22 protein-coding genes are annotated in these 22,150 nt (G+C 54.8%); 6 read left to right on the top strand and 16 right to left on the bottom strand.

Annotated features, from left to right (window positions below; all coding sequences use genetic code 11):
• Positions 1-102: 102 nt before the first annotated feature.
• Complete coding sequence (locus ACH1XZ_RS15020) at positions 103-507, top strand: MarR family winged helix-turn-helix transcriptional regulator (RefSeq protein ID WP_395596192.1); 405 nt, start codon at positions 103-105, stop codon at positions 505-507.
• A 60-nt stretch (positions 508-567) separates the two neighbouring features.
• Here ACH1XZ_RS15020 and rpoS read toward each other — a convergent pair whose 3' ends face one another.
• The 12 genes from rpoS to cysD all read right to left on the bottom strand — a co-directional run bounded on the left by rpoS (position 568) and on the right by cysD (position 10,368).
• Positions 568-1,560 carry an RNA polymerase sigma factor RpoS gene (rpoS, locus tag ACH1XZ_RS15015; protein ID WP_035892885.1) on the bottom strand — a complete coding sequence of 331 codons (993 nt, stop codon included), beginning with the start codon at positions 1,558-1,560 and terminating at the stop codon, positions 568-570.
• Between the two features lie 115 nt (positions 1,561-1,675).
• Entirely contained in the window at positions 1,676-2,824 is a 1,149-nt protein-coding gene (gene nlpD / locus ACH1XZ_RS15010) for a murein hydrolase activator NlpD (protein WP_395596191.1), read from the bottom strand.
• A gap of 122 nt (positions 2,825-2,946) precedes the next feature.
• Positions 2,947-3,576 (bottom strand): protein-L-isoaspartate(D-aspartate) O-methyltransferase, encoded by a 630-nt coding sequence (locus ACH1XZ_RS15005; protein WP_395596190.1) that lies wholly within the window; start codon positions 3,574-3,576, stop codon positions 2,947-2,949.
• Positions 3,570-4,331, bottom strand: coding sequence for a 5'/3'-nucleotidase SurE (gene surE, locus ACH1XZ_RS15000; protein WP_395596189.1), 762 nt, complete (start codon positions 4,329-4,331; stop codon positions 3,570-3,572). Before surE ends, ACH1XZ_RS15005 begins: the two co-directional genes overlap by 7 nt.
• On the bottom strand, positions 4,312-5,361 hold the full coding sequence (gene truD, locus ACH1XZ_RS14995; protein ID WP_395596188.1) for a tRNA pseudouridine(13) synthase TruD: 1,050 nt from the start codon (positions 5,359-5,361) through the stop codon (positions 4,312-4,314). Before truD ends, surE begins: the two co-directional genes overlap by 20 nt.
• Entirely contained in the window at positions 5,358-5,837 is a 480-nt protein-coding gene (ispF, locus tag ACH1XZ_RS14990; RefSeq protein WP_035892877.1) for a 2-C-methyl-D-erythritol 2,4-cyclodiphosphate synthase, read from the bottom strand. The genes truD and ispF overlap by 4 nt, the downstream gene beginning before the upstream one ends.
• A 15-nt stretch (positions 5,838-5,852) precedes the next feature.
• Entirely contained in the window at positions 5,853-6,548 is a 696-nt protein-coding gene (gene ispD / locus ACH1XZ_RS14985; RefSeq protein WP_395596187.1) for a 2-C-methyl-D-erythritol 4-phosphate cytidylyltransferase, read from the bottom strand.
• A gap of 19 nt (positions 6,549-6,567) precedes the next feature.
• Positions 6,568-6,885, bottom strand: coding sequence for a cell division protein FtsB (ftsB, locus tag ACH1XZ_RS14980; protein WP_395596186.1), 318 nt, complete (start codon positions 6,883-6,885; stop codon positions 6,568-6,570).
• 162 nt (positions 6,886-7,047) lie between these two features.
• Positions 7,048-7,374, bottom strand: coding sequence for a DUF3561 family protein (locus ACH1XZ_RS14975; RefSeq protein WP_395596185.1), 327 nt, complete (start codon positions 7,372-7,374; stop codon positions 7,048-7,050).
• A gap of 43 nt (positions 7,375-7,417) precedes the next feature.
• Positions 7,418-8,023 carry an adenylyl-sulfate kinase gene (gene cysC, locus ACH1XZ_RS14970; RefSeq protein WP_333496661.1) on the bottom strand — a complete coding sequence of 202 codons (606 nt, stop codon included), beginning with the start codon at positions 8,021-8,023 and terminating at the stop codon, positions 7,418-7,420.
• The gene (gene cysN, locus ACH1XZ_RS14965; protein WP_395596184.1) at positions 8,023-9,450 is read right to left on the bottom strand and encodes a sulfate adenylyltransferase subunit CysN; all 1,428 of its coding nucleotides are present in this window, start codon (positions 9,448-9,450) and stop codon (positions 8,023-8,025) included. The genes cysC and cysN overlap by 1 nt, the downstream gene beginning before the upstream one ends.
• Positions 9,451-9,459: 9 nt before the next feature.
• Positions 9,460-10,368: a sulfate adenylyltransferase subunit CysD gene (cysD, locus tag ACH1XZ_RS14960; protein WP_035892866.1), complete on the bottom strand. Its 909-nt coding sequence runs from the start codon at positions 10,366-10,368 to the stop codon at positions 9,460-9,462.
• Positions 10,369-10,699: 331 nt separating this feature from the next.
• On the opposite strand from cysD, the gene ACH1XZ_RS14955 reads away from it, so the two are divergent.
• On the top strand, positions 10,700-11,746 hold the full coding sequence (locus ACH1XZ_RS14955) for an aminopeptidase (RefSeq protein ID WP_395596183.1): 1,047 nt from the start codon (positions 10,700-10,702) through the stop codon (positions 11,744-11,746).
• Between the two features lie 54 nt (positions 11,747-11,800).
• Here ACH1XZ_RS14955 and cysH read toward each other — a convergent pair whose 3' ends face one another.
• The 3 genes from cysH to cysJ form a co-directional block, all read right to left on the bottom strand.
• Positions 11,801-12,535 (bottom strand): phosphoadenosine phosphosulfate reductase, encoded by a 735-nt coding sequence (gene cysH / locus ACH1XZ_RS14950; RefSeq protein WP_395596182.1) that lies wholly within the window; start codon positions 12,533-12,535, stop codon positions 11,801-11,803.
• Between the two features lie 101 nt (positions 12,536-12,636).
• Positions 12,637-14,349 (bottom strand): assimilatory sulfite reductase (NADPH) hemoprotein subunit, encoded by a 1,713-nt coding sequence (gene cysI / locus ACH1XZ_RS14945; protein ID WP_395596181.1) that lies wholly within the window; start codon positions 14,347-14,349, stop codon positions 12,637-12,639.
• Positions 14,349-16,151, bottom strand: coding sequence for an NADPH-dependent assimilatory sulfite reductase flavoprotein subunit (cysJ, locus tag ACH1XZ_RS14940; protein ID WP_395596180.1), 1,803 nt, complete (start codon positions 16,149-16,151; stop codon positions 14,349-14,351). The genes cysI and cysJ overlap by 1 nt, the downstream gene beginning before the upstream one ends.
• A gap of 304 nt (positions 16,152-16,455) precedes the next feature.
• On the opposite strand from cysJ, the gene queD reads away from it, so the two are divergent.
• Entirely contained in the window at positions 16,456-16,821 is a 366-nt protein-coding gene (queD, locus tag ACH1XZ_RS14935) for a 6-carboxytetrahydropterin synthase QueD (RefSeq protein ID WP_163446301.1), read from the top strand.
• 166 nt (positions 16,822-16,987) lie between these two features.
• A complete protein-coding gene (agp, locus tag ACH1XZ_RS14930) occupies positions 16,988-18,229 on the top strand; it encodes a bifunctional glucose-1-phosphatase/inositol phosphatase (protein ID WP_395596179.1) in 1,242 nt (413 codons plus the stop codon).
• 162 nt (positions 18,230-18,391) lie between these two features.
• Here agp and queE read toward each other — a convergent pair whose 3' ends face one another.
• On the bottom strand, positions 18,392-19,063 hold the full coding sequence (gene queE / locus ACH1XZ_RS14925; RefSeq protein ID WP_395596285.1) for a 7-carboxy-7-deazaguanine synthase QueE: 672 nt from the start codon (positions 19,061-19,063) through the stop codon (positions 18,392-18,394).
• 292 nt (positions 19,064-19,355) lie between these two features.
• Here queE and ACH1XZ_RS14920 point away from each other — a divergent pair, with 292 nt between their 5' ends.
• Positions 19,356-20,693, top strand: coding sequence for a gluconate:H+ symporter (locus tag ACH1XZ_RS14920; protein WP_395596178.1), 1,338 nt, complete (start codon positions 19,356-19,358; stop codon positions 20,691-20,693).
• A gap of 330 nt (positions 20,694-21,023) precedes the next feature.
• Positions 21,024-22,133, top strand: a complete 1,110-nt coding sequence (locus ACH1XZ_RS14915) for an SDR family oxidoreductase (protein WP_395596177.1) — start codon at positions 21,024-21,026, stop codon at positions 22,131-22,133.
• Positions 22,134-22,150 lie beyond the last annotated feature (17 nt).

Here is a 22,150-nt window from a genome sequence, read left to right as displayed (position 1 = left end):
ACGCTGACAAGATTGTTCGTATACGCTCGCATTTTTTGTTCATTTTGTTCAAATTGCCCGGAACGGCTATCATAAAGACGCGCACACTGCCGGAGAGCCATCATGGAAATCAAAAACGAAGCGTTCCACCTGCTTCGCCATCTTTTTCAACAGCATACTTCACGCTGGCAGCATGAATTGCCCGAGCTGACCAAGCCGCAGTATGCGGTGATGCGCTCTATCGCTGAAAGTCCGGGTATCGAGCAGGTTGCCTTGACCAGCGTAGCGGTCAGCACCAAGGCCACACTCGCCGAGATGCTCAGCCGAATGGAGATTAAAGGATTAGTCAGACGCGAGCAGGACCCCGACGATAAACGTCGTCGATTTGTCTTTTTGACCGAAGAAGGTGAGGCATTGCTGGCAGCCAGTCAGCCGGTGGGAAACCGCGTGGACAACGAATTTTTGCAGCGTTTAACGCCCGAGGAGCGCGAGCAGTTTACACAGCTTATACGTAAGATGATGGAATAGTGCGGACAAAGGCAAAGAAAAAGGCCAGCCTTGCGGCTGACCTCTTTGAACAAAACTCTATTACTCGCGGAACAGCGCTTCGATATTCAGCCCCTGTGTCTGCAGGATTTCACGCAGACGACGCAGACCTTCAACCTGAATCTGACGCACGCGCTCGCGGGTCAGGCCAATTTCGCGACCGACATCTTCCAGCGTAGCGGCTTCATACCCCAACAGACCAAAACGACGCGCCAGCACTTCTCGTTGTTTGGCGTTCAGTTCGAACAGCCATTTCACGATGCTTTGCTTCATGTCATCGTCCTGCGTGGTGTCTTCCGGACCGTTTTCATTTTCATCGGCCAGGATGTCCAGCAGCGCTTTTTCAGAATCCCCGCCCAGCGGCGTATCAACTGAGGTGATGCGTTCATTGAGACGCAGCATACGGCTTACGTCATCAACCGGTTTATCCAGCTGTTCGGCAATCTCTTCCGCACTCGGTTCGTGATCCAGTTTGTGCGACAGTTCACGCGCGGTACGCAGATAAACGTTCAGCTCTTTAACAATATGGATTGGCAGACGAATGGTACGGGTTTGGTTCATGATAGCCCGTTCAATGGTCTGACGGATCCACCAGGTAGCGTAGGTTGAAAAACGGAACCCACGTTCTGGGTCGAACTTTTCTACGGCACGAATCAGCCCCAGATTGCCCTCTTCGATAAGATCCAGCAGCGCCAGACCACGATTGCCGTAACGGCGGGCAATTTTCACGACCAGACGGAGGTTGCTTTCAATCATCCGACGGCGTGAGGCAACATCGCCACGCAGAGCACGACGAGCAAAATAGACTTCTTCTTCAGCGGTCAATAACGGAGAATAGCCGATCTCGCCTAAGTAAAGCTGAGTCGCATCGAGTACACGTTGAGTGGCACCCTGCGATAAGAGCTCTTCTTCTGCGAGTTCGTTGTCACTGGGTTCCTCTTCACTCAAGGCTTTCTCATCGAAAACCTCTACTCCATTCTCATCAAATTCCGCGTCTTCATTTAAATCATGAACTTTCAGCGTATTCTGACTCATTAAGGTGGCTCCTACCCGTGATCCCCAGGCAATGCACCTTATCATGTCACTTTTCAGGCGGCCTCTGCAGCTGCCGACGTCGCCTGAAAGCGTTCATGTGAAGTACTTTGCCGAATTATCGCTGCGGTAAATACTGCAGCGGGTTGACGGATTTCCCCTTGTAACGAATTTCAAAATGCAAACGTGTTGAACTGGTTCCGGTGCTACCCATGGTAGCGATTTTCTGCCCCGCTTTGACGTCCTGTTGTTCCCGGACCAGCATTGTATCGTTATGAGCGTAGGCACTCAGGTAATCATCGTTGTGTTTGATGATAATAAGATTACCGTAACCGCGCAGTGCGTTACCGGCATAGACGACGCGCCCATCGGCGGTTGCGACGATTGCCTGTCCTTTACTGCCCGCAATATCGATACCTTTGTTGCCACCGTCGGTGCCGCTAAAGTTTTCGATAATCTTGCCGTCAGTTGGCCAGCGCCATGAAGAGATTGGCGAACTGGTTGAAGTACTGCTGGCAGTCGGTACGGTCGTGCTCGCAGTTGGTGCCGTTACAGGCGCTGTGACGGTGCTCGTCGCAGGCTTGTTGTTAGGCAACATTTTGTTAGCACTTTGTTCACCTGAATCCTCAGAATACGTAATTGTCGGAGTCGACGCAACAACCGCGGTTGAATTTTGCGCAGGTTTTGAGACTAATCCGGAATTTCCACCGCTGGACTGTGAACTGGCTATCGCAACCGGGTTATTACCGGTGATTGGCTGACCAGAAGCGTTGCCTACCTGCAGCACCTGACCAACGTTCAGCGCGTACGGCGCGGCGACGTTGTTGCGCTGGGCAAGGTCACGGAAATCATTGCCGGTAACCCAGGCAATGTAGAACAGCGTATCGCCGTGCTTCACCGTATAGGTGCTGCCGCCTGCGTAGCTGCCTTTAGGAATGTCGCCGTATTTACGGTTGTAGACGATGTGACCGTTTTCCATCTGCACCGGCTGCTCAGCAACAGGCTGAGTAATGCGCGGCTGGGTCTGAACGGGCTGCGTTTGTACCGGCTGTACCGGTTGAATCTGAGGAGTAGACTGCGCCGTGCTGCCCATTTTCGGCGGCGGCGTAATTAACATGCCGGAACTCGTGCTGCTGGAGCCGTTACTGTTCACGGAGCTGACTGGCGCTGGTGCATTATTCGATGATGTACAACCGGCCAGCCAAAGTGAAACCAGTGATAATGCCACAATACGATTAACGGTAAATTTAGGGCTTCCCGCGCTCATTTATCCCCCAGGAATAGGTTAACTGCCAGTGACTGAATACCGCGCAACGCACGTGCTGAACACTGGAAAACGTGTTCACCATACGCTGAATTAGGCCAAAAAACCTCAGAATAATCCGGGTCTCAGGCCAATTCCCCTTTCACCAGGGGAACGAAGCGAACGGCCTCTACGGTATCGATAATAAATTCGTCTCCCCGCCGATGAACGCGCTTCAGGTACTGCTGATCATCGCCCACGGGCAAAACGAGAATACCGCCTTCGTCGAGCTGCGACATCAGTGCAGTCGGAATCTCCAGCGGAGCCGCCGTGACAATAATGGCATCAAATGGGGCACGCGCTTGCCACCCCTGCCAGCCATCGCCATGACGGGTAGATACATTGTGTAAATCAAGCTGCTTCAGGCGACGACGCGCGTGCCATTGCAGGCTTTTAATACGCTCAACGGAACAGACGTGATGCACCATATGTGCGAGGATTGCCGTTTGATACCCCGAGCCTGTGCCGATTTCCAGCACCCTTGAATCGGGGGTCAGTTCCAGCAGCTCCGTCATTCGCGCCACCATATACGGCTGCGAAATGGTCTGTCCTTGTCCTATCGGCAGCGCCACGTTATCCCACGCGCTGTGTTCAAACGCTTCATCAATAAATTTTTCGCGCGGCACCTGCGCCATGGCGTCCAGCACCCGCTCGTCATGAATGCCAAGCTGGCGTAGCTGGTTCAACAGGCTCTGGATGCGTTTACTGACTACCATTGCGCCTCAATCCTCGCTTGCTCAAGCCAGTCGTTGACGACCTCATTCGCGCTATGGGCAGTGAGATCGACATGTAGCGGCGTAACCGATACGTAGCCCGCATCAACGGCAGCAAAGTCGGTGTCCGGGCCCGCGTCACATTTGTCACCCGGCGGGCCAATCCAGTAGAGCGTATTGCCGCGCGGGTCCTGCTGCGGGATAACTTTATCCGCCGGATGGCGGCTACCGCAGCGCGTGACGCGAATACCTTTGATTTGATCGAGCGGCAAATCTGGAACGTTAACGTTCAGAATACGCCCGGTGCGCAGCGGCTCACGCGCTAAGGCGCGCAGCAGCGAGCAGGTGACGGCAGCGGCGGTGTCGTAATGCTGATGGCCATTTAACGAGACCGCCAGCGCAGGAAAGCCTAAGTGACGGCCTTCCATCGCGGCAGCCACCGTGCCGGAATAGATAACGTCATCGCCCAGATTTGGCCCGGCGTTAATGCCAGAAACCACGATATCCGGGCGCGGACGCATTAGCGCATTGACGCCCAGATAGACACAGTCCGTTGGCGTGCCCATCTGGACGGCGATGTCGCCGTTATCAAAAGTGAAGGTACGAAGCGAGGACTCAAGCGTCAGCGAATTCGACGCACCGCTGCGGTTACGATCGGGTGCAACTACCTGAACCTCGGCAAACTCCCGTAAGGCTCTGGCCAGCGTCTGAATGCCTGGCGCATGGATCCCGTCATCGTTACTCAGCAATATTCGCATAATCACCTGTTGTATTGATAAGTTCCCTTACCACGCTGGTCGCGAAGCTTCCCGCCGGCAGCCAGAAACGCAGTTCGACGGTGACGTCGTCCCACCAGTTCCAGCTGAACTGCTGCGGATAGAGCAGTTGAGCGCGACGAGCGGCCTCAACCTTTTCACGCAGCAGCAATGATTGCAGCGCGGTCTCGTCAGCCAGCGTTGTTTGTTCAAACTCCAGCGCGGTTCGCTGCGTGCCCCAATCGCCGCTGCCTGGCAGCGCGGCGGTAATCATCAGTTCACGCGCGTCAACGCGAGCCTGCAGTGCCGCAAGCTCGTCGTCGGTGGCAACAAACCAGCTGCCACGCCCCGCTAATTGTAGCGCATCACCGTCAACAACTTGATTAAAGTCCGGTTTTTTTAGGCGCTCACTCACAATCTGATTAAACAACGCGCTGCGGGCCGCCGACAACCAAAAACTGCGTTTATTACGATCGCGCACCGGCGCACCGCTCTCGGCCCAGCGCAGCGCGCCAAGCAGGTTGCTGCCGCCAATACCAAAGCGCTGGGCGCCAAAGTAGTTCGGCACGCCGCGCTCGACAATTGCCTGCAGACGCGCTTCAACGTCCGCGCGGTCTTTCACTTCACGCAGCACCAGCGTGAACTGGTTACCCTTCAGCGCGCCTAAACGTAGCTTACGCTTGTGTCGCGCGTATTCCAGCACCTGACAGCCTTCCAACTGGAATTGGCTGAGGTCCGGCATCACATTGCCCGGCACGCGCGCGCACAGCCACTGTTCGGTCACCGCGTGTTTATCTTTTTGCCCGGCAAAGCTCACTTCGCGGGCATGTATTTTAAGGAATTTTGCCAGCGCGTCGGCAACAAAGCGGGTGTTGCAACCATTTTTCAGGATACGCACCAGAATATGTTCGCCTTCGCCGTCCGGCTCAAAACCTAAATCTTCGACCACCAGAAAATCTTCCGGATTGGCCTTCAGCAACCCGGTTCCCTGCGGTTTTCCGTGCAGGTAGGTGAGTGCATCAAACTGAATCATGGTTTCGCCTTATGCAGCAGCGCGACCGCTTCGCAGGCAATGCCTTCGCCACGCCCGGTAAAGCCGAGCTTTTCGGTGGTGGTCGCTTTGACGTTTACGTCGTCCATATGACAGCCGAGGTCTTCGGCAATAAACACACGCATCTGCGGGATGTGCGGCAGCATTTTCGGTGCCTGAGCAATAATAGTCACATCGACGTTGCCCAGGGTATAACCCTTGGCCTGCACGCGTTTCCAGGCTTCGCGCAGCAGTGCACGACTGTCCGCGCCTTTAAAAGCGGGGTCGGTATCGGGGAACAGTTTGCCGATGTCGCCTAGCGCCGCTGCGCCCAGCAAGGCATCGGTCAGCGCGTGCAGCGCCACGTCGCCGTCGGAATGCGCCAGCAGACCTTTTTCGTAAGGGATACGCACGCCGCCAATGATAATCGGGCCAACGCCTCCAAACGCGTGTACGTCAAATCCGTGTCCAATGCGCATTATGTCTTCTCCTGGTCAACCCAAGCGGGTGAGGTAAAATTCGGCAAGCGCCAGATCTTCCGGGCGAGTAACCTTAATATTATCAGCACGTCCGGCAATCAACTCGGGGTGATAGCCACAATATTCTAGTGCCGATGCTTCGTCGGTAATCGACGCTCCTTCGTTCAGCGCGCGAGTTAAACACGCCAACAGCAGTTCACGAGGGAAAAATTGCGGGGTCAGCGCGTGCCACAAATCGTTACGATCGACCGTGTGCGCAATCGCCGTTTTACCGGGCTCCGCACGCTTCATGGTGTCGCGCACCGGCGCTGCCAGAATGCCGCCAACGCGGCTGGTGTCACTTAATCCGAGCAGTCGTGTGAGATCGTCCTGATGTAAGCACGGACGCGCCGCATCGTGCACCAGTACCCATTCGGCGTCATCAATCACCCGCAGTCCAGCCAGAACGGAGTCGGCACGTTCGGCGCCGCCTTCAACGACGGTTATCTGTGGGTGTTGCGCAAGGGTGGTTTGTTGGAAGCGTTCGTCTCCGGCAGAGACGGCGATAATCACCCGCTGGACGCGGGCGTTAGCCAGCAACGCATCCACCGAGTGTTCCAGAATCGTTTTGTTACCGATTGAGAGATATTGCTTTGGGCAGTCCGTTTGCATGCGGCGGCCAAATCCGGCTGCCGGCACCACGGCGCATACGCCCGGAAAAGTTACGGCCATGTCGTCATCCTGGGACTGATTATCGATTAGTTTGCGCTTGCCCCGCGCCCTGACTGCGTTTAGACGCATCCGGAACCAGACGATAGAAAGTTTCGCCCGGACGGGTCATGCTGAGTTCGTTACGTGCGCGTTCCTCGATAGCTTCCTGGCCACCGTTGAGGTCGTCAATTTCGGCGAAGAGCTGATCGTTGCGCGCTTTTAATTTCGCGTTGGTTGACTGTTGTACGGTCACATCATCACGGACCTTGCTGAAGTCATGCAGACCATTTTTTCCAAACCACAACGAATATTGTAGCCAGACCAGCAAAGCCAGTAATAGCAGCGTTAATTTACCCATCCTGCCCCCTGAAAAACGGCCCTATCATCCCATAACTTGCCGTCATTCTCCACTCCGGCCGCAGGTGATACCGCATATCGCTGGAAATTTATCATATTTCAGCGGCACAGAGGCACGGTATTGTCATGGTCTGAAGTGCGGATAAGCGCTAATGCAGAAGCATTAACTCATCAACCACATGAATAATAAACCGCACAGCGCAGCGACCGTCACCAGAGTTGCAACAATTGTGTAGCCTAGTTTGCCTTTCACTAATGAATGAAAGGCAACACCAATAACAACCGCAACAGGCATCAGGGCGAGGAAGAATGGCCAGGTGTATAAAAAGAAGAACAGCGTGTTATTGCCGTAATGCAGGTAGGGAATACCCAGCGCCATCAACCATGCGACAAAGCCGACAAAAGCCCCTGACAAAGACCATGTGGTTTCATCATAGGTTGGGGCGAGTGACTCTGATTGGGCCACGTTGATGTTCTGAGTATTACGCATAAATAATCCTGTTAGGCCGGAGCCAACAAACTCCGGCACGTTTTCAGGATCTGATAATATCGCTCTGCTTGAGTAGATCTAATAATTGCGCAACCAAATTTGTTACTAATTGTTCACCATCAAGGCGGATCGCAGGCTGCTCGGGAGATTCATATGATGAATCAATCCCGGTAAAATTACGCAGCTCACCGGCACGCGCTTTTTTGTACAGGCCTTTCGGATCGCGCGCTTCGCAGGTCGCCAGCGACGTATCGACAAACACCTCAAAGAAACGATCATCGCCTACCCGCTCGCGTACCATCTGACGCTCTGCACGGTGCGGCGAGATAAACGCGGTCAATACCACCAGCCCGGCATCGACCATCAGCTTCGCCACTTCACCCACTCGGCGAATATTTTCCTTACGGTCTGCGTCGGTAAAGCCCAAATCGCTGCACAGGCCATGACGCACATTGTCACCATCTAACAGATAGGTGCTGACGCCAAGCTCATGCAGCGCTTCTTCCAGTGCGCCGGCTACGGTGGATTTCCCCGAGCCCGAAAGACCGGTGAACCACAGCACAACCCCACGATGACCGTGGAGTTGTTCGCGCTGCTGCGCGGTGACAGGATGGGCGTGCCAGACGACGTTTTCGTCATGCTGAGCCATTATTTGCCTCCCAGCAAATCGCGCGCACCCCAGTGTGGGAAGTGTTTGCGCACCAGCGCGTTCAGTTCCAGCTCAAAGGCGCTGAATTCTGAAGCCACTGCGGCTTCTTCGGTATTCGGCTCACGTACCATCCCCGCGCCAACGGTAACGTTGGTTAAGCGGTCAATGAAGATAAGGCCGCCGGTCACCGGGTTCTCCTGATATTTGTCGAGCACCAATGGCTCATCAAAGGTGAGATCCACAAGACCAATACCGTTCAGCGGCAGCGCATCCACTTCACGCTGGGTCAGGTTGTTGATATCGACCTGATACTGAATACCGTCCACGCGGGCGCGCGTTTTCTTGCCAGCGACTTTGATGTCGTAACTCTGCCCTGCCGCCAGCGGCTGCTCGGCCATCCACACCACATCAACGGCCGCACGCTGCACCGACGGCAGGGCATCCTGCGCATCCAGCAGCAGGTCGCCACGGCTGATATCAATTTCATCTTTCAGTACCAGCGTAACCGCTTCACCGGCAAACGCTTCCGGCAGGTCGCCGTCAAACGTCACGATGCGGGCAATGCTGGATTCGACGCCTGACGGCAGCACTTTAACGCGCTGTCCGACCTTCACGCTGCCCGAAGCCACGGTGCCTGAGAAGCCGCGGAAGTCGAGGTTCGGACGGTTAACGTACTGCACCGGGAAGCGCATTGGCTGCGTGTCCACCGTACGGCGGATCTCTACGGTTTCCAGGACTTCCAGCAGCGTCGGGCCGCTGTACCATGCAATGTTGTCGCTGCTGCTGGCGACGTTATCACCTTCCAGCGCAGACAGCGGCACAAAGCGAATATCCAGGTTCCCCGGTAGCTGTTCTGCGAAGGTCAGGTACTCTTCGCGAATGCGGTTAAACGTCTCTTCGCTGTAATCAACGAGATCCATTTTGTTGACAGCCACCACCAGGTGTTTGATCCCAAGCAACGTCGAGATAAAGCTGTGACGACGAGTTTGATCGAGCACGCCTTTACGGGCGTCGATCAGCAGGATCGCCAGGTCACAAGTTGACGCGCCGGTTGCCATGTTGCGGGTGTACTGCTCGTGCCCCGGGGTGTCGGCAATAATAAATTTGCGCTTCTCGGTGGAGAAGTAGCGGTACGCCACGTCGATGGTAATGCCCTGCTCGCGCTCGGCCTGCAGGCCGTCCACCAGCAGCGCCAGGTCGAGTTTTTCACCCTGGGTACCGTGACGTTTGCTGTCGTTATGCAGCGACGAAAGCTGGTCTTCATAAATCTGACGGGTGTCGTGCAGCAGTCGGCCAATCAGCGTACTTTTGCCGTCATCCACGCTGCCGCAGGTCAGGAAGCGCAGCAGGCTTTTATGTTGCTGAGCATGCAGATACGCTTCAACGCCGCCTTCATCAGCGATTTGTTGTGCAATAGTGGTGTTCATGGCGGCTCCTTAGAAATAACCCTGACGTTTTTTAAGCTCCATGGAGCCGGCCTGGTCGCGGTCAATCATGCGGCCCTGACGTTCACTGGTGGTCGAGACCAGCATCTCTTCGATAATTTCCGGCAGCGTCTGCGCGTCGGACTCTACCGCGCCGGTCAGCGGCCAGCATCCCAGGGTACGGAAACGCACCATCCGTTTTTTAATCACTTCACCCGGCTGCAGATCGATACGGTCGTCATCGATCATCATCAGCATACCGTCGCGCTCCAGCACCGGGCGCTCGGCGGCAAGGTACAGTGGAACAATCTCGATGTTTTCCAGGTAGATGTACTGCCAGATATCCAGCTCGGTCCAGTTGGAGAGCGGGAACACGCGGATGCTTTCGCCTTTGTTAATCTGGCCGTTGTAGTTGTGCCACAGCTCCGGACGCTGGTTTTTCGGGTCCCAGCGGTGGAAGCGGTCGCGGAAAGAGTAGATACGCTCTTTGGCGCGGGATTTCTCTTCGTCACGGCGCGCGCCGCCGAACGCGGCGTCAAAGCCGTATTTGTTCAGCGCCTGCTTCAGCCCTTCCGTTTTCATAATATCCGTGTGCTTGGCGCTACCGTGAACGAACGGGCTAATCCCCATCGCCACCCCTTCCGGGTTTTTATGCACCAGCAGTTCGCAGCCGTAGGCTTTCGCAGTACGGTCGCGGAATTCATACATCTCACGGAATTTCCAGCCGGTATCAACGTGCAGCAGCGGGAACGGCAGCGTGCCAGGATAAAACGCTTTGCGCGCCAGGTGCAGCATTACGCTGGAATCTTTGCCGATGGAATACATCATCACCGGATTTGCGAATTCGGCGGCCACCTCACGGATAATATGGATGCTTTCCGCCTCCAGTTGCCGCAGGTGAGTAAGTCGTTTTTGGTCCATAACCGTTCCTTAAGCCTGATTCATTGCACGTCTGTTGTGTTGGGCCTGATTGTGTCGTGTCGTCGATGCTTATTTTTTGTGGTTGCGGGTGTCGTGCTACAACTCGCTAACAATCAGCAGTAGAGGGACTATAGGGGGAGGTTCGGACCAAATGAAATTACGAAAAGGAATGAGTTGTTACTCAAAGGAATAACGAACTGAAAAAGCAAATATCAAAAAGTGCTTAACACCCTCTTTTTTCCAGCATTTAAGCCTTTTTGAAATTGTGTAATGCCCCTCACGGTTTCATACTAGACGCGTCTATTTTTTTGCACTGTTGTAAGGACTTCCTATGTTCTCCGCACTGCGCCACTGCATGGCAGCCCTGGCGCTCGGCGTTTGCACCCTCCTTCCCGCACAGGCAGCCACCGCGCCTATGGGAACCATCGCTAATACGCAAGCTCGCTATATCGCCACTTATTTCCCGGGTCGCATTACCGGTACGCCAGCTGAAATGCTCTCTGCCGACTATATACGTCAGCAGTTTGCGCAGATGGGTTATCAGAGCGATATCCGTACCTTTAATAGCCGTTATATCTACACCACCAAAGATAACCGTAAAAACTGGCATAACGTTGTCGGCAGCACGGTCATCGCGGCGCATGAAGGGAAATCACCCCAGCAGATTATTGTGATGGCGCATCTGGACACCTATGCCCCGCACAGCGATAGCGACGTGGAGAAAAACCTCGGCGGTCTGACGCTTCAGGGTATTGACGACAATGCGCTGGGTCTCGGCGTGATGCTGGAACTGGCAGAACGCTTTAAAGGTATTCCGACGCAGTACGGTATTCGTTTTATCGCCACCAGCGGTGAAGAAGAAGGTAAGCTCGGCGCGGAAAATTTACTCAAGCGCATGAGCAGCGCCGAGAAGAAAAACACCCTGCTGGTTATCAACCTCGATAACCTGGTGGTCGGCGATAAAATCTATTTCAACAGCGGCGTCAAAACCCCAGCGTCGGTTCGTAAACTAACCCGTGACCGCGCGCTGGCCATTGCCCACAGTCGCGGGATTTCCGCGGCGACCAATCCCGGGCTGAATGCGGCGTATCCGCAGGGGACCGGCTGCTGTAACGACGCTGAGATTTTCGATAAAGCGGGCATTCCGGTGCTGTCCGTTGAGGCAACGAACTGGTCACTCGGTAAAAAAGATGGCTACCAGCAGCGAGCAAAAAGCGCGAGCTTCCCTGACGGCACCAGCTGGCACAACGCCCATATCGACAACCAACAGTATCTCGATAAAGCGCTGCCGGGGCGTATTGAACGCCGCAGCCGTGAAGTGGTACGGGTGATGATGCCGCTGATGCGTGAGCTGGCGAAGGCGAAAGCGCGGGGCTAATTGCCAGACAAGGCTGATAACGCGCAGCGGTGAATCCGCTGCGCGAGAATATTCTTACCCTTCGTGCAGCCCGCACTCGCGCTTAAGCCCAAAGAAGCGCGTCTCTTCTTCCGCCATGCCCGGTTCCCATTTGCGGGTGGTGTGCGTATCGCCCACAGACAGATAGCCCTGGTCCCACAGCGGATGGTACTTCAGACCGTGTTTTTGCAGGTACTGGTACACCGTACGGTTGTCCCAGTCGATAATAGGCAGCACTTTAAAGACGCCGCGCTGAATCGCCAGCACTGGTAACGTAGCACGGCTGCCTGACTGCTCGCGGCGCAGACCGGCAAACCAAGTTTGCGCGTTAAGGTCGGTAAGCGCCCGGTTCATCGGCTCAACTTTGTTGATGTCATTGTATTTTTCAATGCCTTCAACGCCCTGCTCCCACAGCTTGCCGTAGCGCGCTTCCTGCCAGGCCGCGCTCTCTTTCGCCCGGTAGACCTGCAGGTTAAGTTTGAGTTTGTCCGTTAACTCATCGATAAACTGGTAGGTTTCCGGGAACAGATAGCCGGTATCGGTTAGGATCACCGGGATATCCGGGCGAATCTGGTTCACCAGATGCAGGCTTACCGCAGCCTGAATACCAAAGCTTGAGGAGAGAACGTATTCGCCGGGCAGATTTTCCAGCGCCCAGGCCACGCGCTCCTCGGCACTCAGTTTTTCTAGCTGGGCGTTGGTTTCTGAAAGCTGAAGTACGCGGTCGACTTTTGGCAGTTCATTCAGCGCATTTAGATCGAGTTTGGACATAAGTTCCTCGCGGTATGCCTTGCCTGATGGCGCTTCGCTTATCAGGCCTACGCAGGCGGTAGGCCGGATAAAGCATTTATGCCGCCATCCGGCAATTCAGGTTATTCCCAGAAATCACGCGCTGGATCGAGCACCGGGCGAATGATGCCCGCACGCACCGTAAAGTCACCGAAGCCTTCACCCGCTTCGCGCTCTTTCGCCCAGCGCCCAACCAGTTCGTCTACGGAAGCGAGAATTTCCGTTTCCGTAATGTTTTCGCGATACATACGCGGAATACGCGTCCCCATGCGATTACCGCCCAGATGCACGTTGTAGCGACCCGGCGCTTTACCCACCAGCCCCAGCTCGGCCAGCATCGCACGGCCACAGCCGTTCGGGCAGCCGGTCACGCGCATCACGATGTGTTCTTCAGGAATGCCGTGTTTTTCCAGAATATCTTCCACTTTGTCAGTGAACGACGGCAGGAAACGTTCGGCTTCCGCCATCGCCAGCGGACAGGTCGGGAACGACACGCAGGCCATGGAGTTTTCACGCTGCGGTTTCACCGCATTCATCAACCCATGATCGCGCGCCAGTTTCTCGATCTTCGCTTTTTGGCTTTCAGGTACGCCAGCAATGATCAGGTTTTGGTTAGCGGTGATACGGAAATCACCTTTGTGGATCTTCGCAATTTCCAGCAGACCGGTTTTCAGCGGACGGCCCGGATAATCGAGAATACGGCCGTTTTCGATAAACAGCGTCAGGTGCCAGTTATTGTCGATCCCTTTCACCCAACCAATCCGATCGCCACGACCGGTGAACTCGTATGGACGGATCGGCTCAAATTTGATCCCCGCGCGGCGCTCAACCTCTTCCTTAAAGGCGTCGACGCCGACGCGCTCAAGGGTGTATTTGGTTTTGGCGTTTTTACGGTCGGTGCGGTTACCCCAGTCGCGCTGGGTCGTCACCACCGCTTCCGCCACTGCCAGCGTGTGTTCAATCGGCAGATAGCCGAATTCGCTCGCCGTACGGGCGTAGGTTTTCTTATTCCCGTGCTCGATGGACAGACCGCCACCGACCAGCAGGTTGAAGCCCACCAGCTTGCCATTTTCGGCAATTGCCACGAAGTTCATGTCGTTGGCGTGCAGATCGATATCGTTCTGCGGCGGGATCACCACGGTCGTTTTAAACTTACGCGGCAGATAGGTGGAACCGAGGATCGGCTCTTCGTCCGTCGTCGCCACTTTTTCCTGATCGAGCCAGATCTCCGCATAAGCGCGGGTGCGCGGCAGCAGATGTTCAGAAATTTTCTTCGCCCACTCGTAGGCTTCGGCGTGCAGCTCTGACTCATATGGGTTAGAGGTGCACAGCACGTTACGGTTCATGTCGTTGGCGGTCGCCAGCGCATCAAGCCCGACGGAGTGCAGCATCTGGTGCACCGGCTTCACGTTCTTCTTCAGAATGCCGTGGAACTGGAAGGTCTGACGGTTGGTCAGACGGATGCTGCCGTAAATGGTGTTATCAGCGGCAAATTTGTCGATGGCCTTCCACTGGGTTGGAGTGATAACCCCGCCCGGCAGACGGCAGCGCAGCAGCATCGCGTGACGCGGCTCCAGCTTCTGCTCGGCGCGTTCAGCACGAATATCACGGTCATCCTGCTGGTACATGCCGTGGAAACGGATCAGCAGGAAGTTATCGCCGTGGAAGCCGCCGGTCAGACCGTCGTTCAGGTCTTCGGCGATGGTGCCGCGCAGGAAATTACTTTCACGCTTCATGCGCTCGGCGTCAGTCAGTTTGCCTTCGACCACTAAAGGCCCTGGGTATTTTTCGCTCATTAGTAGACATCTCGCTGATAACGGCGCTCAACGCGCAGCTCACTTAAAAATTCATCCGCCGATTCGATGTCCATTGCACCGAATTCAGCAATCACTTCCAGCAATGCCTGCTCAACGTCTTTCGCCATGCGATTGGCGTCGCCGCAGACATAAATGTGGGCACCGTCATTGATCCAGCGCCACAGTTCCGCGCCCTGTTCGCGCAGTTTGTCTTGTACGTAGATTTTTTCTTTTTGGTCACGTGACCAGGCCATATCGATACGGCTCAGCACGCCTTCTTTTACGTAACGCTGCCATTCCACCTGATAGAGGAAATCCTCGGTGAAGTGCGGGTTACCGAAGAACAGCCAGTTCTTGCCTTCGGCGCCATGGGCCGCGCGCTGCTGCATAAAGGCGCGGAACGGCGCGATGCCGGTGCCTGGGCCAATCATAATGACCGGCGTCTGCGGGTTGGCCGGCAGGCGGAAATTGTCGTTATGTTCGATGAATACGCGGACTTCGCCTTCTTCTTCCACGCGGTCGGCGAGGAAGCTGGAGGCACCGCCGGCGCGGGCGCGGCCTTCAATCTCGTAGCGCACGACGCCCAGCGTCACGTGTACTTCGCTCTCGACTTCCGCCTGCGACGAGGCGATGGAGTAGAGGCGCGGCGTTAACGGACGCAGCAGGCCAACCAGCGCATCGGCATCCAACTGAGCAGGAGAGAAACGCACCATGTCGACAATCGGCGTGGTCGCCGCGTACTGCTGCAGTTGCGCTTTATCGCCCACCAGCGGCAGCAGAGATTCACTGCGGGTCAGCGTGGCGTAGTTTTCCACGATATTGGCGGTGTTGACCGTCAGCTCGAAGTGCCACTGCAGCGCGTCGGCCAGCGGCAGGATTTTGCCGTCAACCGTGACCGGCTCATCGCCCTTGAGCCACAGCAGCTCAACCAGCTCTTTCACCAGATCTGGGTCGTTCTGATACCAGACGCCCAGCGCGTCGCCCGGCTGATAACGCAGGCCGGAGTCGCCGAGATCGATTTCGATATGACGTACGTCTTTTTCGGAATCACGGCCGGTGATTTTCTGGTTCACCGCAAGCGTTGCCGTTAATGGCGCTTCTTTGGTGTACGGGCTGGAGTGAATATCATTCACCGCACCGCTCGCCGCCGCCTGAACGGATGGCGCAGCAGGCGCACGCGCCTTCAGCACATCAACCAGACGCGCGCGCCATTCGGCGGCGGCAGCCTGGTATTCCACGTCGGCATCCACGCGGTCGAGCAGGCGCTCACCGCCAAGCTCGGCCAGCTTGCTGTCGAAGTCTTTACCGGCCTGGCAGAAGAATTCATAGGACGTGTCGCCGAGGCCCAGCACCGCAAAGGCGGTATCGGTGAGCTTCGGCGCTTTTTTCGAGAACAGGAACTTATGCAGCGCCACGGCTTCTTCCGGCGCTTCCCCTTCACCCTGTGTGGAAGCGACAATGACCAGCAGCTTTTCTGACGCGATTTGTTTGAATTTATAATCCCCGGCGTTGACCAGGTTCACGTTCAGTTTGGCGGCCAGCAGGTCATCACGCAGCGCTTCCGCCACGCGGCGAGCGTTGCCCGTCTGCGAGGCAGAGATAAGCGTAATGCTTGGGACTTCTGCGGCGACCGGTGCGGCAGCCACTGCGCCCGCGCCAGGCTGCTGATTAAGCACGCCCCAGAAATAGCCGGAAACCCAGGCGAGCTGGGTTGGTGATAAATCGGTCGTGGCCGCCTGAAGGCGTGCCATCTGCTCCGGGTTTAGCGGGAGCAACGCTGAAGGGGGGGACTGTGTTGTCATGCGTCGTTATGTTCCAGTAGCAAAGCTGTTTCTAATCAGGAAAAACAGAACTGAATGTAAGGTTAACGACGTCGATAATAACAATTAAAGAAGTGATAGAAATATCAAATAACCAAATGGACTAACCTGTTTTCCTGGTAGTTAATAGCACTAAAACAGGTTGAATAAGCCATTGATATAGTTAAAGAATAATCATAACGGAGATTAATAGTTGTACTCGTCGCTTATTTGGCCGTTTTAGTTAATGCAGAAAAATGTGCATTCGGGTACTATGCGGCGTTTTTTTCCGCAAGACTGAGAGTTCATGATGTCCACCACACTGTTTAAAGATTTCACCTTCGAAGCCGCCCACCATCTGCCGCACGTGCCAGAAGGACACAAATGCGGTCGTCTGCACGGCCACTCATTTATGGTGCGTCTTGAGATAACCGGTGAAGTCGATCCGCACACCGGTTGGATCATGGATTTTGCCGAACTGAAAGCGGCATTCAAGCCAACCTACGATCGTCTGGATCACTACTACCTGAACGATATTCCGGGCCTCGAAAACCCAACCAGCGAAGTGCTGTCCCGCTGGATCTGGGAACAGGTAAAACCGGTTGTTCCACTGCTTAGCGCGGTTATGGTTAAAGAAACCTGCACGGCGGGCTGCGTGTATCGCGGCGAGTAAATTCGCCTGCAAGCGGGGAGTCGACTCACGCCTCCCCCGTTTTCCTCTTCTGCTACCCCTATCACATTAATTTCCCTGATCTTTCAGAATGCGCTATCTGCCCAGGAAAAATGACGAAGTTCTGTCACAATCATTGGGTTGGTTAATACATTGTGAGGAATAAGGGATGAAGAAAACGCTTCTCGCCGCAACGATGCCGGCACTGTTATTGTTCTCAGGAATGAGCCAGGCGGAAACCCCACCCGAAGGCTATCAGCTTCAGCAGGTGCTGATGATGAGCCGCCATAATCTACGTGCACCATTAGCCACTAACGGTAGCGTGCTCGAACAGTCAACGCCGAACGCCTGGCCTGAGTGGGACGTCCCCGGCGGCCAACTGACGACCAAAGGCGGCGTGCTCGAAGTCTATATGGGCCACTATATGCGTGAATGGCTGGCGCAGCAGGGCATGGTCACCAGCGGTGAATGCCCGGCGCCAGACACGGTATACGCCTATGCCAATAGCCTGCAGCGTACCGTCGCGACCGCGCAGTTCTTTATTAACGGCGCCTTCCCCGGCTGCGACGTCGTGGTTCACCACCAGGAAAAAATGGGCACCATGGACCCCACGTTCAACCCGGTGATTACCGACGACTCTGAAGCATTCCGTGAAAAAGCGGTTCAGGCGATGGAGAAAGCGCGGCAGTCCAGACAGCTCGACGAGAGCTATAAGCTGCTAGCGCAGATTGCCCGCTATCAAGATTCTCCTTCCTGCAAAGAGAAACAGCAGTGTTCGCTAACCGAGGCAAAAGACAGCTTTAGCGCTAACTACCAGAAAGAGCCTAGCGTGAAAGGACCGCTGGCGATGGGTAACTCGCTGGTCGATGCGTTTACGCTGCAATATTACGAAGGGTTCCCGCTAGACCAGGTGGCATGGGGGGAAATCAAAACCGACAAGCAATGGCGTCTGCTTTCACAGCTCAAAAACGGCTATCAGGACAGCCTGTTCACCTCGCCGGAAGTGGCGCGCAACGTCGCAAAACCGCTGGTGAAATATATCGATAATGCACTGGTCACCGAAGCGGCGAAAACGCCAAAAATCACGGTGCTGGTCGGGCATGACTCGAATATTGCCTCGCTGCTGACGGCGCTTGATTTCGACGCCTACACGCTGCCGGGACAGTACGAGCGCACGCCGATTGGCGGAAAAATTGTTTTCCAGCGCTGGCATGATACGAAAGAAAATCGGGAGTTGATGAAGATTGAGTATGTCTATCAGAGCGCCGAACAGCTGCGTAACGCCGATACGCTAACGCTGAAAACGCCGCCGCAGCGCGTCACGCTGTCGCTGAAAGGCTGCCCGGTTGACGCCAACGGCTTCTGCCCGATGGATACCTTCTCGAAGGTAATGAACGACGCAGCGAAATAACGCGTCACGTAGCCCGGCCGAGCGAAGCGACGCCGGGAGTTCCCCGGAGTCGGCGCGACGAATATCATCATCGGTTGTAGGCCGGATAAGGCAACGCCGCCATCCGGCGGTGTACACTGGGTTTGCCTGATGGCGCTGCGCTTATCAGGCCTACGAAGGTAATCAGGCGATATTCAGATACTTGTGCGTCTGCATCGACAGGCGCCAGTTGCGCGCGATGCAGGTTTCAATGCACAGACGGGTGGCATCATCTTTCTGGCTGATTGGCTGCAACGCAATGATGCGCGGTTTATCATCGCTCAGCGTTTCCAGCAGTTCGTCCAGGGCTTCGATATCACGCACGCGGCCTACCGGGTGCTTGATTTCATCAGCACGTTCCAGCGCCTGCGACAGCACGTCATAGCCGCCGCGCATATTCACCTTCGGCGACACCGTCACCCAGGTACCCGGCGTACAGCGCACTTCATGTGTGCCGCTGGTTTCAATCTGGCAGCTGTAGCCGTTTTGCTCGAGCAGTGCCGTAAGCGGCGTTAAATCGTGGATGCAGGGCTCACCGCCGGTGATCACCACGTGACGCGCGGTCCAACCCTGACGGCCAATAATCGCCAGCAGGTCTTCACTGCCCGCCGCGCCCCATTTGTCGCTCTCTTTGGTTTTGGCCAGGATACTGAACAGAGAAACTTCCCGATCGCTAAGCTTTTCCCAGGTATGTTTGGTATCACACCAGGCACAGCCTACCGGGCATCCCTGTAAACGAATAAAAATGGCGGGGACGCCAGTAAAATAACCTTCACCCTGCAGGGTCTGGAACATCTCATTAATCGGGTACTGCATCATCAACTCTTCAGTAGTGGTAAACCGTTATTATTGCATACTTCGCGTCAACTATCCCTCGCACTTCTTGCGCAACCGTCTCAGGGCATCTTATCTGAAGGCTGCCGCACTATTTTCTGTGATGAGTCAGCCTATTTTTATGAAATTAACAATTTGATTACACCGATATTTTGTCTCGGTTCACCGTTTAGCATGTTGCTACGTCAATCAAATTGGTATGACACATTTGTATAGGTACTATCCTGCGCTGGCTACATATCATACCAATTATAAATTTTGACAAGGAAAATGGATGAACGCGTTTGCTGAAGCCTTGCCGGTGATCTGGGTCGCCCTGGGCGTTGTACTGCTACTTATTCTCAATATGAAATTTAAGATCAATGGCATGCTGGCTCTGCTGCTGGCGGCTATTTTCGTCGGGGTCTGCGAAGGTCTACCGCTGGAAGCGATCGGCAAGTCGATCGAGGCAGGCGTGGGGAGCACTCTGGGGCATCTGGCGCTGATCATTCTGTTCGGGGCGATCCTCGGTAAGCTGATGGTGGATTCCGGTGCCGCGCAGCGCGTCTCTTCGACGCTGCTCACTAGTTTTGGACCGAAGAAAGTCCAGTGGGCCATTATGGTTATCGGGCTTATCTTCGGCCTGGCCATGTTCTATGAAGTCGCCTTCCTGATCCTGGCACCGCTGGTTATCAGTATCGCACGCGAAGCAAAAATCCCGTTCCTGAAGCTCGGCATCACCATGGTCGCGGCAGCCACCACCGCGCACAGCCTGTTCCCGCCACAGCCGGGGCCAACGGCATTGGTCGCCGCGTTCCACGCCGATATGGGGATGGTCTATATCTATGGGATTATCGTCGCAATTCCAACGGTGATTTGCTCCGGTATTCTGCTGCCAAAGCTGCTGGGCAACCTTGAACGCCCTATCCCGCAGTTGCTGGAATCACAAAAAGTTTTTCGCGATGACGAAATGCCGTCGTTTACGACCAGCCTGCTGGTTCCACTGATCCCGGCGATTATCATTACCGGCGTCACCATCATTAAGCTGTTTATTCCGGCCAACACCGGAATCACCTCGTTCCTGAATTTTATCGGCAGCGCACAGGTCAGCATGTTGATAGCGGTTCTGGTCGCACTCTACGCTTTTGGTACCGCACGCGGTAAATCAATGACCGAGGTGATGAGTTCCTATTCGACGGCGATAGAAAAAGTGGCGCTGGTCGTCTTTATCATCGGCGCTGGCGGTGCATTCAAGCAAATCATCATGGATACCGGCGTGGGTGATTACATCGCCGATATGATGCGCACTTCTTCGGTCTCCCCGTTGATTATGGCGTGGTTTATCACCGTACTGTTGCGTCTGGCAACCGGCGCGGGCACCGTCTCGGCCATTACCGCGGCGGGCATTGTCGGGCCAATGATTACTACTTTTAATGTTGACCCGGCGCTGATGGTGTTGGCGACCGCTTCAGGGAGCAACACGCTGACCCACGTCAACGATGCCGCCTTCTGGTTATTCAAAGAGTATTTTGGACTGTCGATTAAAGACACCTTTAAAACCTGGGGTCTTTTAGAATTAACTAACTCCGTTGTCGGTCTGTTAATTGTATTATTACTCGATTTGATTATCTAAAAAGCTTATCTAATAAATAGCCCATAGCTTAGCCCGCTATGGGTTATTTATACTGCTTTCAACAAACTATTTATGATGTAACAAAAAATGTTTTATTTTACAGTTAAGAAATAATTGACCACTTCACTAAAACCATTAAAAACAATGATATAAATTCATTTTTTAAATTTATTGAATCTTTATCAATATCAAAATGTCCAATCTAATTCGCGCTAGCCTGTTAGCTTAAAATAAGCTTAAGACCGTCCTTTACTCCCCCATTATTTATTTAATCGCCGTTTACTTTTCCGATCCTAGAATCCGCAAACCAAACATGACGAGACAGTATTCATGAATACATTATTAATCACGGGCGTTACCGGTTTTCTGGGCGGGGCGGCACTAGAAGCAATCCTCAATAGCCACAGCGGCGTTAATTTACTGCTTTTAGTTCGCGCGAATAACGGTGAAGCCGCTGTCGCCAGGGTTAAGGATAACTTACGTAAATTCAATATTGAAGAGAAGAAGCTCGCGCAGATTACCTCACAGAATATCCTGCTCGGCGATCTCGCTTCACCGGAGGGTTTCCTTGCTGATGCGCGCCTGGATAGCGTGACCCACGTGCTGAACTGTGCCGCCGTGGCTTCTTTTGGCAGTAACCCGCTTATCTGGAAGGTGAACGTAGAGGGTACATTGCAGTTTGCGCGCCGCATGGCTCAGGTAGAAGGCTTACAGCGCTTCCTGCACGTCGGTACGGCAATGTCCTGCTCGCCAGAGCCGGATTCTCTGGTCGCTGAAAGCGCTGAGTTTCGCGAGCGCGCGGAGCACCTCGTGGAGTACACGCATTCAAAATCCACCATCGAACAGCTGATGCAGCAGCAACTTCCGATGCTGCCGCTGGTCGTTGCTCGCCCTTCCATTGTGGTAGGGCATACGCATCACGGCTGCCAGCCTTCCAGCAGTATTTTCTGGGTCTTCAGCATGGGGCTGATGCTGCAAAAATTCATGTGTTCTTTGGAAGACCGTGTTGATGTGATTCCGGTGGACTACTGCGCCAGCGCGCTGCTGATGTTGCTAACCGCACCGGTCGCGCAGGGGGAGGTGGTGCATATTTCAGCGGGCGAAGAGAACAGCGTCCGCTTTGCCGATATCGATAACGCGATGGCCTCTGCGCTTGAGCAAGCGCCGGTGGGTGACAGGTACGCTCAGGTCAGCTATGAAACGCTGGTTAAAATGCGCCGCGAGCTGAAAACCATTTTCGGCCCGTGCAATGAGCGCCTGATGCTGAAGGCTATGCGCCTGTACGGTGCCTTTGCAACGCTGAACGTGCGCTTTAGTAACGACAAGCTGCTGAGCATGGGGATGCCAAAGCCGCCCCGCTTCACCGACTACATTGACCGCTGCGTGCAGACCACTCGAGGCCTGACCATCCCACAGCAAATGGCGGTCGATTTTAAGTAAAAAAAATGCCAGCCCGA

This window comes from Kluyvera chengduensis, from assembly GCF_044197065.1.
GTDB lineage: Bacteria > Pseudomonadota > Gammaproteobacteria > Enterobacterales > Enterobacteriaceae > Kluyvera > Kluyvera ascorbata_C.
The sequence above is the reverse complement of the archived record's forward strand: the minus strand, read 5'-3'. Positions and strand labels throughout refer to the sequence as shown.

Bases quoted from the DNA above. Each gene is read 5' to 3' on its own strand.
- queD (WP_163446301.1), top strand. From the start codon at position 16,456: ATGATGTCCACCACACTGTTTAAAGATTTCACCTTCGAAGCCGCCCAC.
- nlpD (WP_395596191.1), bottom strand. From the start codon at position 2,824: ATGAGCGCGGGAAGCCCTAAATTTACCGTTAATCGTATTGTGGCATTA.
- ACH1XZ_RS15020 (WP_395596192.1), top strand. From the start codon at position 103: ATGGAAATCAAAAACGAAGCGTTCCACCTGCTTCGCCATCTTTTTCAA.
- ACH1XZ_RS14915 (WP_395596177.1), top strand. From the start codon at position 21,024: ATGAATACATTATTAATCACGGGCGTTACCGGTTTTCTGGGCGGGGCG.
- cysH (WP_395596182.1), bottom strand. From the start codon at position 12,535: ATGTCCAAACTCGATCTAAATGCGCTGAATGAACTGCCAAAAGTCGAC.
- cysN (WP_395596184.1), bottom strand. From the start codon at position 9,450: ATGAACACCACTATTGCACAACAAATCGCTGATGAAGGCGGCGTTGAA.
- cysJ (WP_395596180.1), bottom strand. From the start codon at position 16,151: ATGACAACACAGTCCCCCCCTTCAGCGTTGCTCCCGCTAAACCCGGAG.
- rpoS (WP_035892885.1), bottom strand. From the start codon at position 1,560: ATGAGTCAGAATACGCTGAAAGTTCATGATTTAAATGAAGACGCGGAA.
- agp (WP_395596179.1), top strand. From the start codon at position 16,988: ATGAAGAAAACGCTTCTCGCCGCAACGATGCCGGCACTGTTATTGTTC.
- cysD (WP_035892866.1), bottom strand. From the start codon at position 10,368: ATGGACCAAAAACGACTTACTCACCTGCGGCAACTGGAGGCGGAAAGC.
- cysC (WP_333496661.1), bottom strand. From the start codon at position 8,023: ATGGCTCAGCATGACGAAAACGTCGTCTGGCACGCCCATCCTGTCACC.
- ACH1XZ_RS15005 (WP_395596190.1), bottom strand. From the start codon at position 3,576: ATGGTAGTCAGTAAACGCATCCAGAGCCTGTTGAACCAGCTACGCCAG.
- queE (WP_395596285.1), bottom strand. From the start codon at position 19,063: ATGCAGTACCCGATTAATGAGATGTTCCAGACCCTGCAGGGTGAAGGT.
- ftsB (WP_395596186.1), bottom strand. From the start codon at position 6,885: ATGGGTAAATTAACGCTGCTATTACTGGCTTTGCTGGTCTGGCTACAA.
- ACH1XZ_RS14955 (WP_395596183.1), top strand. From the start codon at position 10,700: ATGTTCTCCGCACTGCGCCACTGCATGGCAGCCCTGGCGCTCGGCGTT.
- ACH1XZ_RS14920 (WP_395596178.1), top strand. From the start codon at position 19,356: ATGAACGCGTTTGCTGAAGCCTTGCCGGTGATCTGGGTCGCCCTGGGC.
- ispF (WP_035892877.1), bottom strand. From the start codon at position 5,837: ATGCGCATTGGACACGGATTTGACGTACACGCGTTTGGAGGCGTTGGC.
- ACH1XZ_RS14975 (WP_395596185.1), bottom strand. From the start codon at position 7,374: ATGCGTAATACTCAGAACATCAACGTGGCCCAATCAGAGTCACTCGCC.
- ispD (WP_395596187.1), bottom strand. From the start codon at position 6,548: ATGGCCGTAACTTTTCCGGGCGTATGCGCCGTGGTGCCGGCAGCCGGA.
- surE (WP_395596189.1), bottom strand. From the start codon at position 4,331: ATGCGAATATTGCTGAGTAACGATGACGGGATCCATGCGCCAGGCATT.
- cysI (WP_395596181.1), bottom strand. From the start codon at position 14,349: ATGAGCGAAAAATACCCAGGGCCTTTAGTGGTCGAAGGCAAACTGACT.
- truD (WP_395596188.1), bottom strand. From the start codon at position 5,361: ATGATTCAGTTTGATGCACTCACCTACCTGCACGGAAAACCGCAGGGA.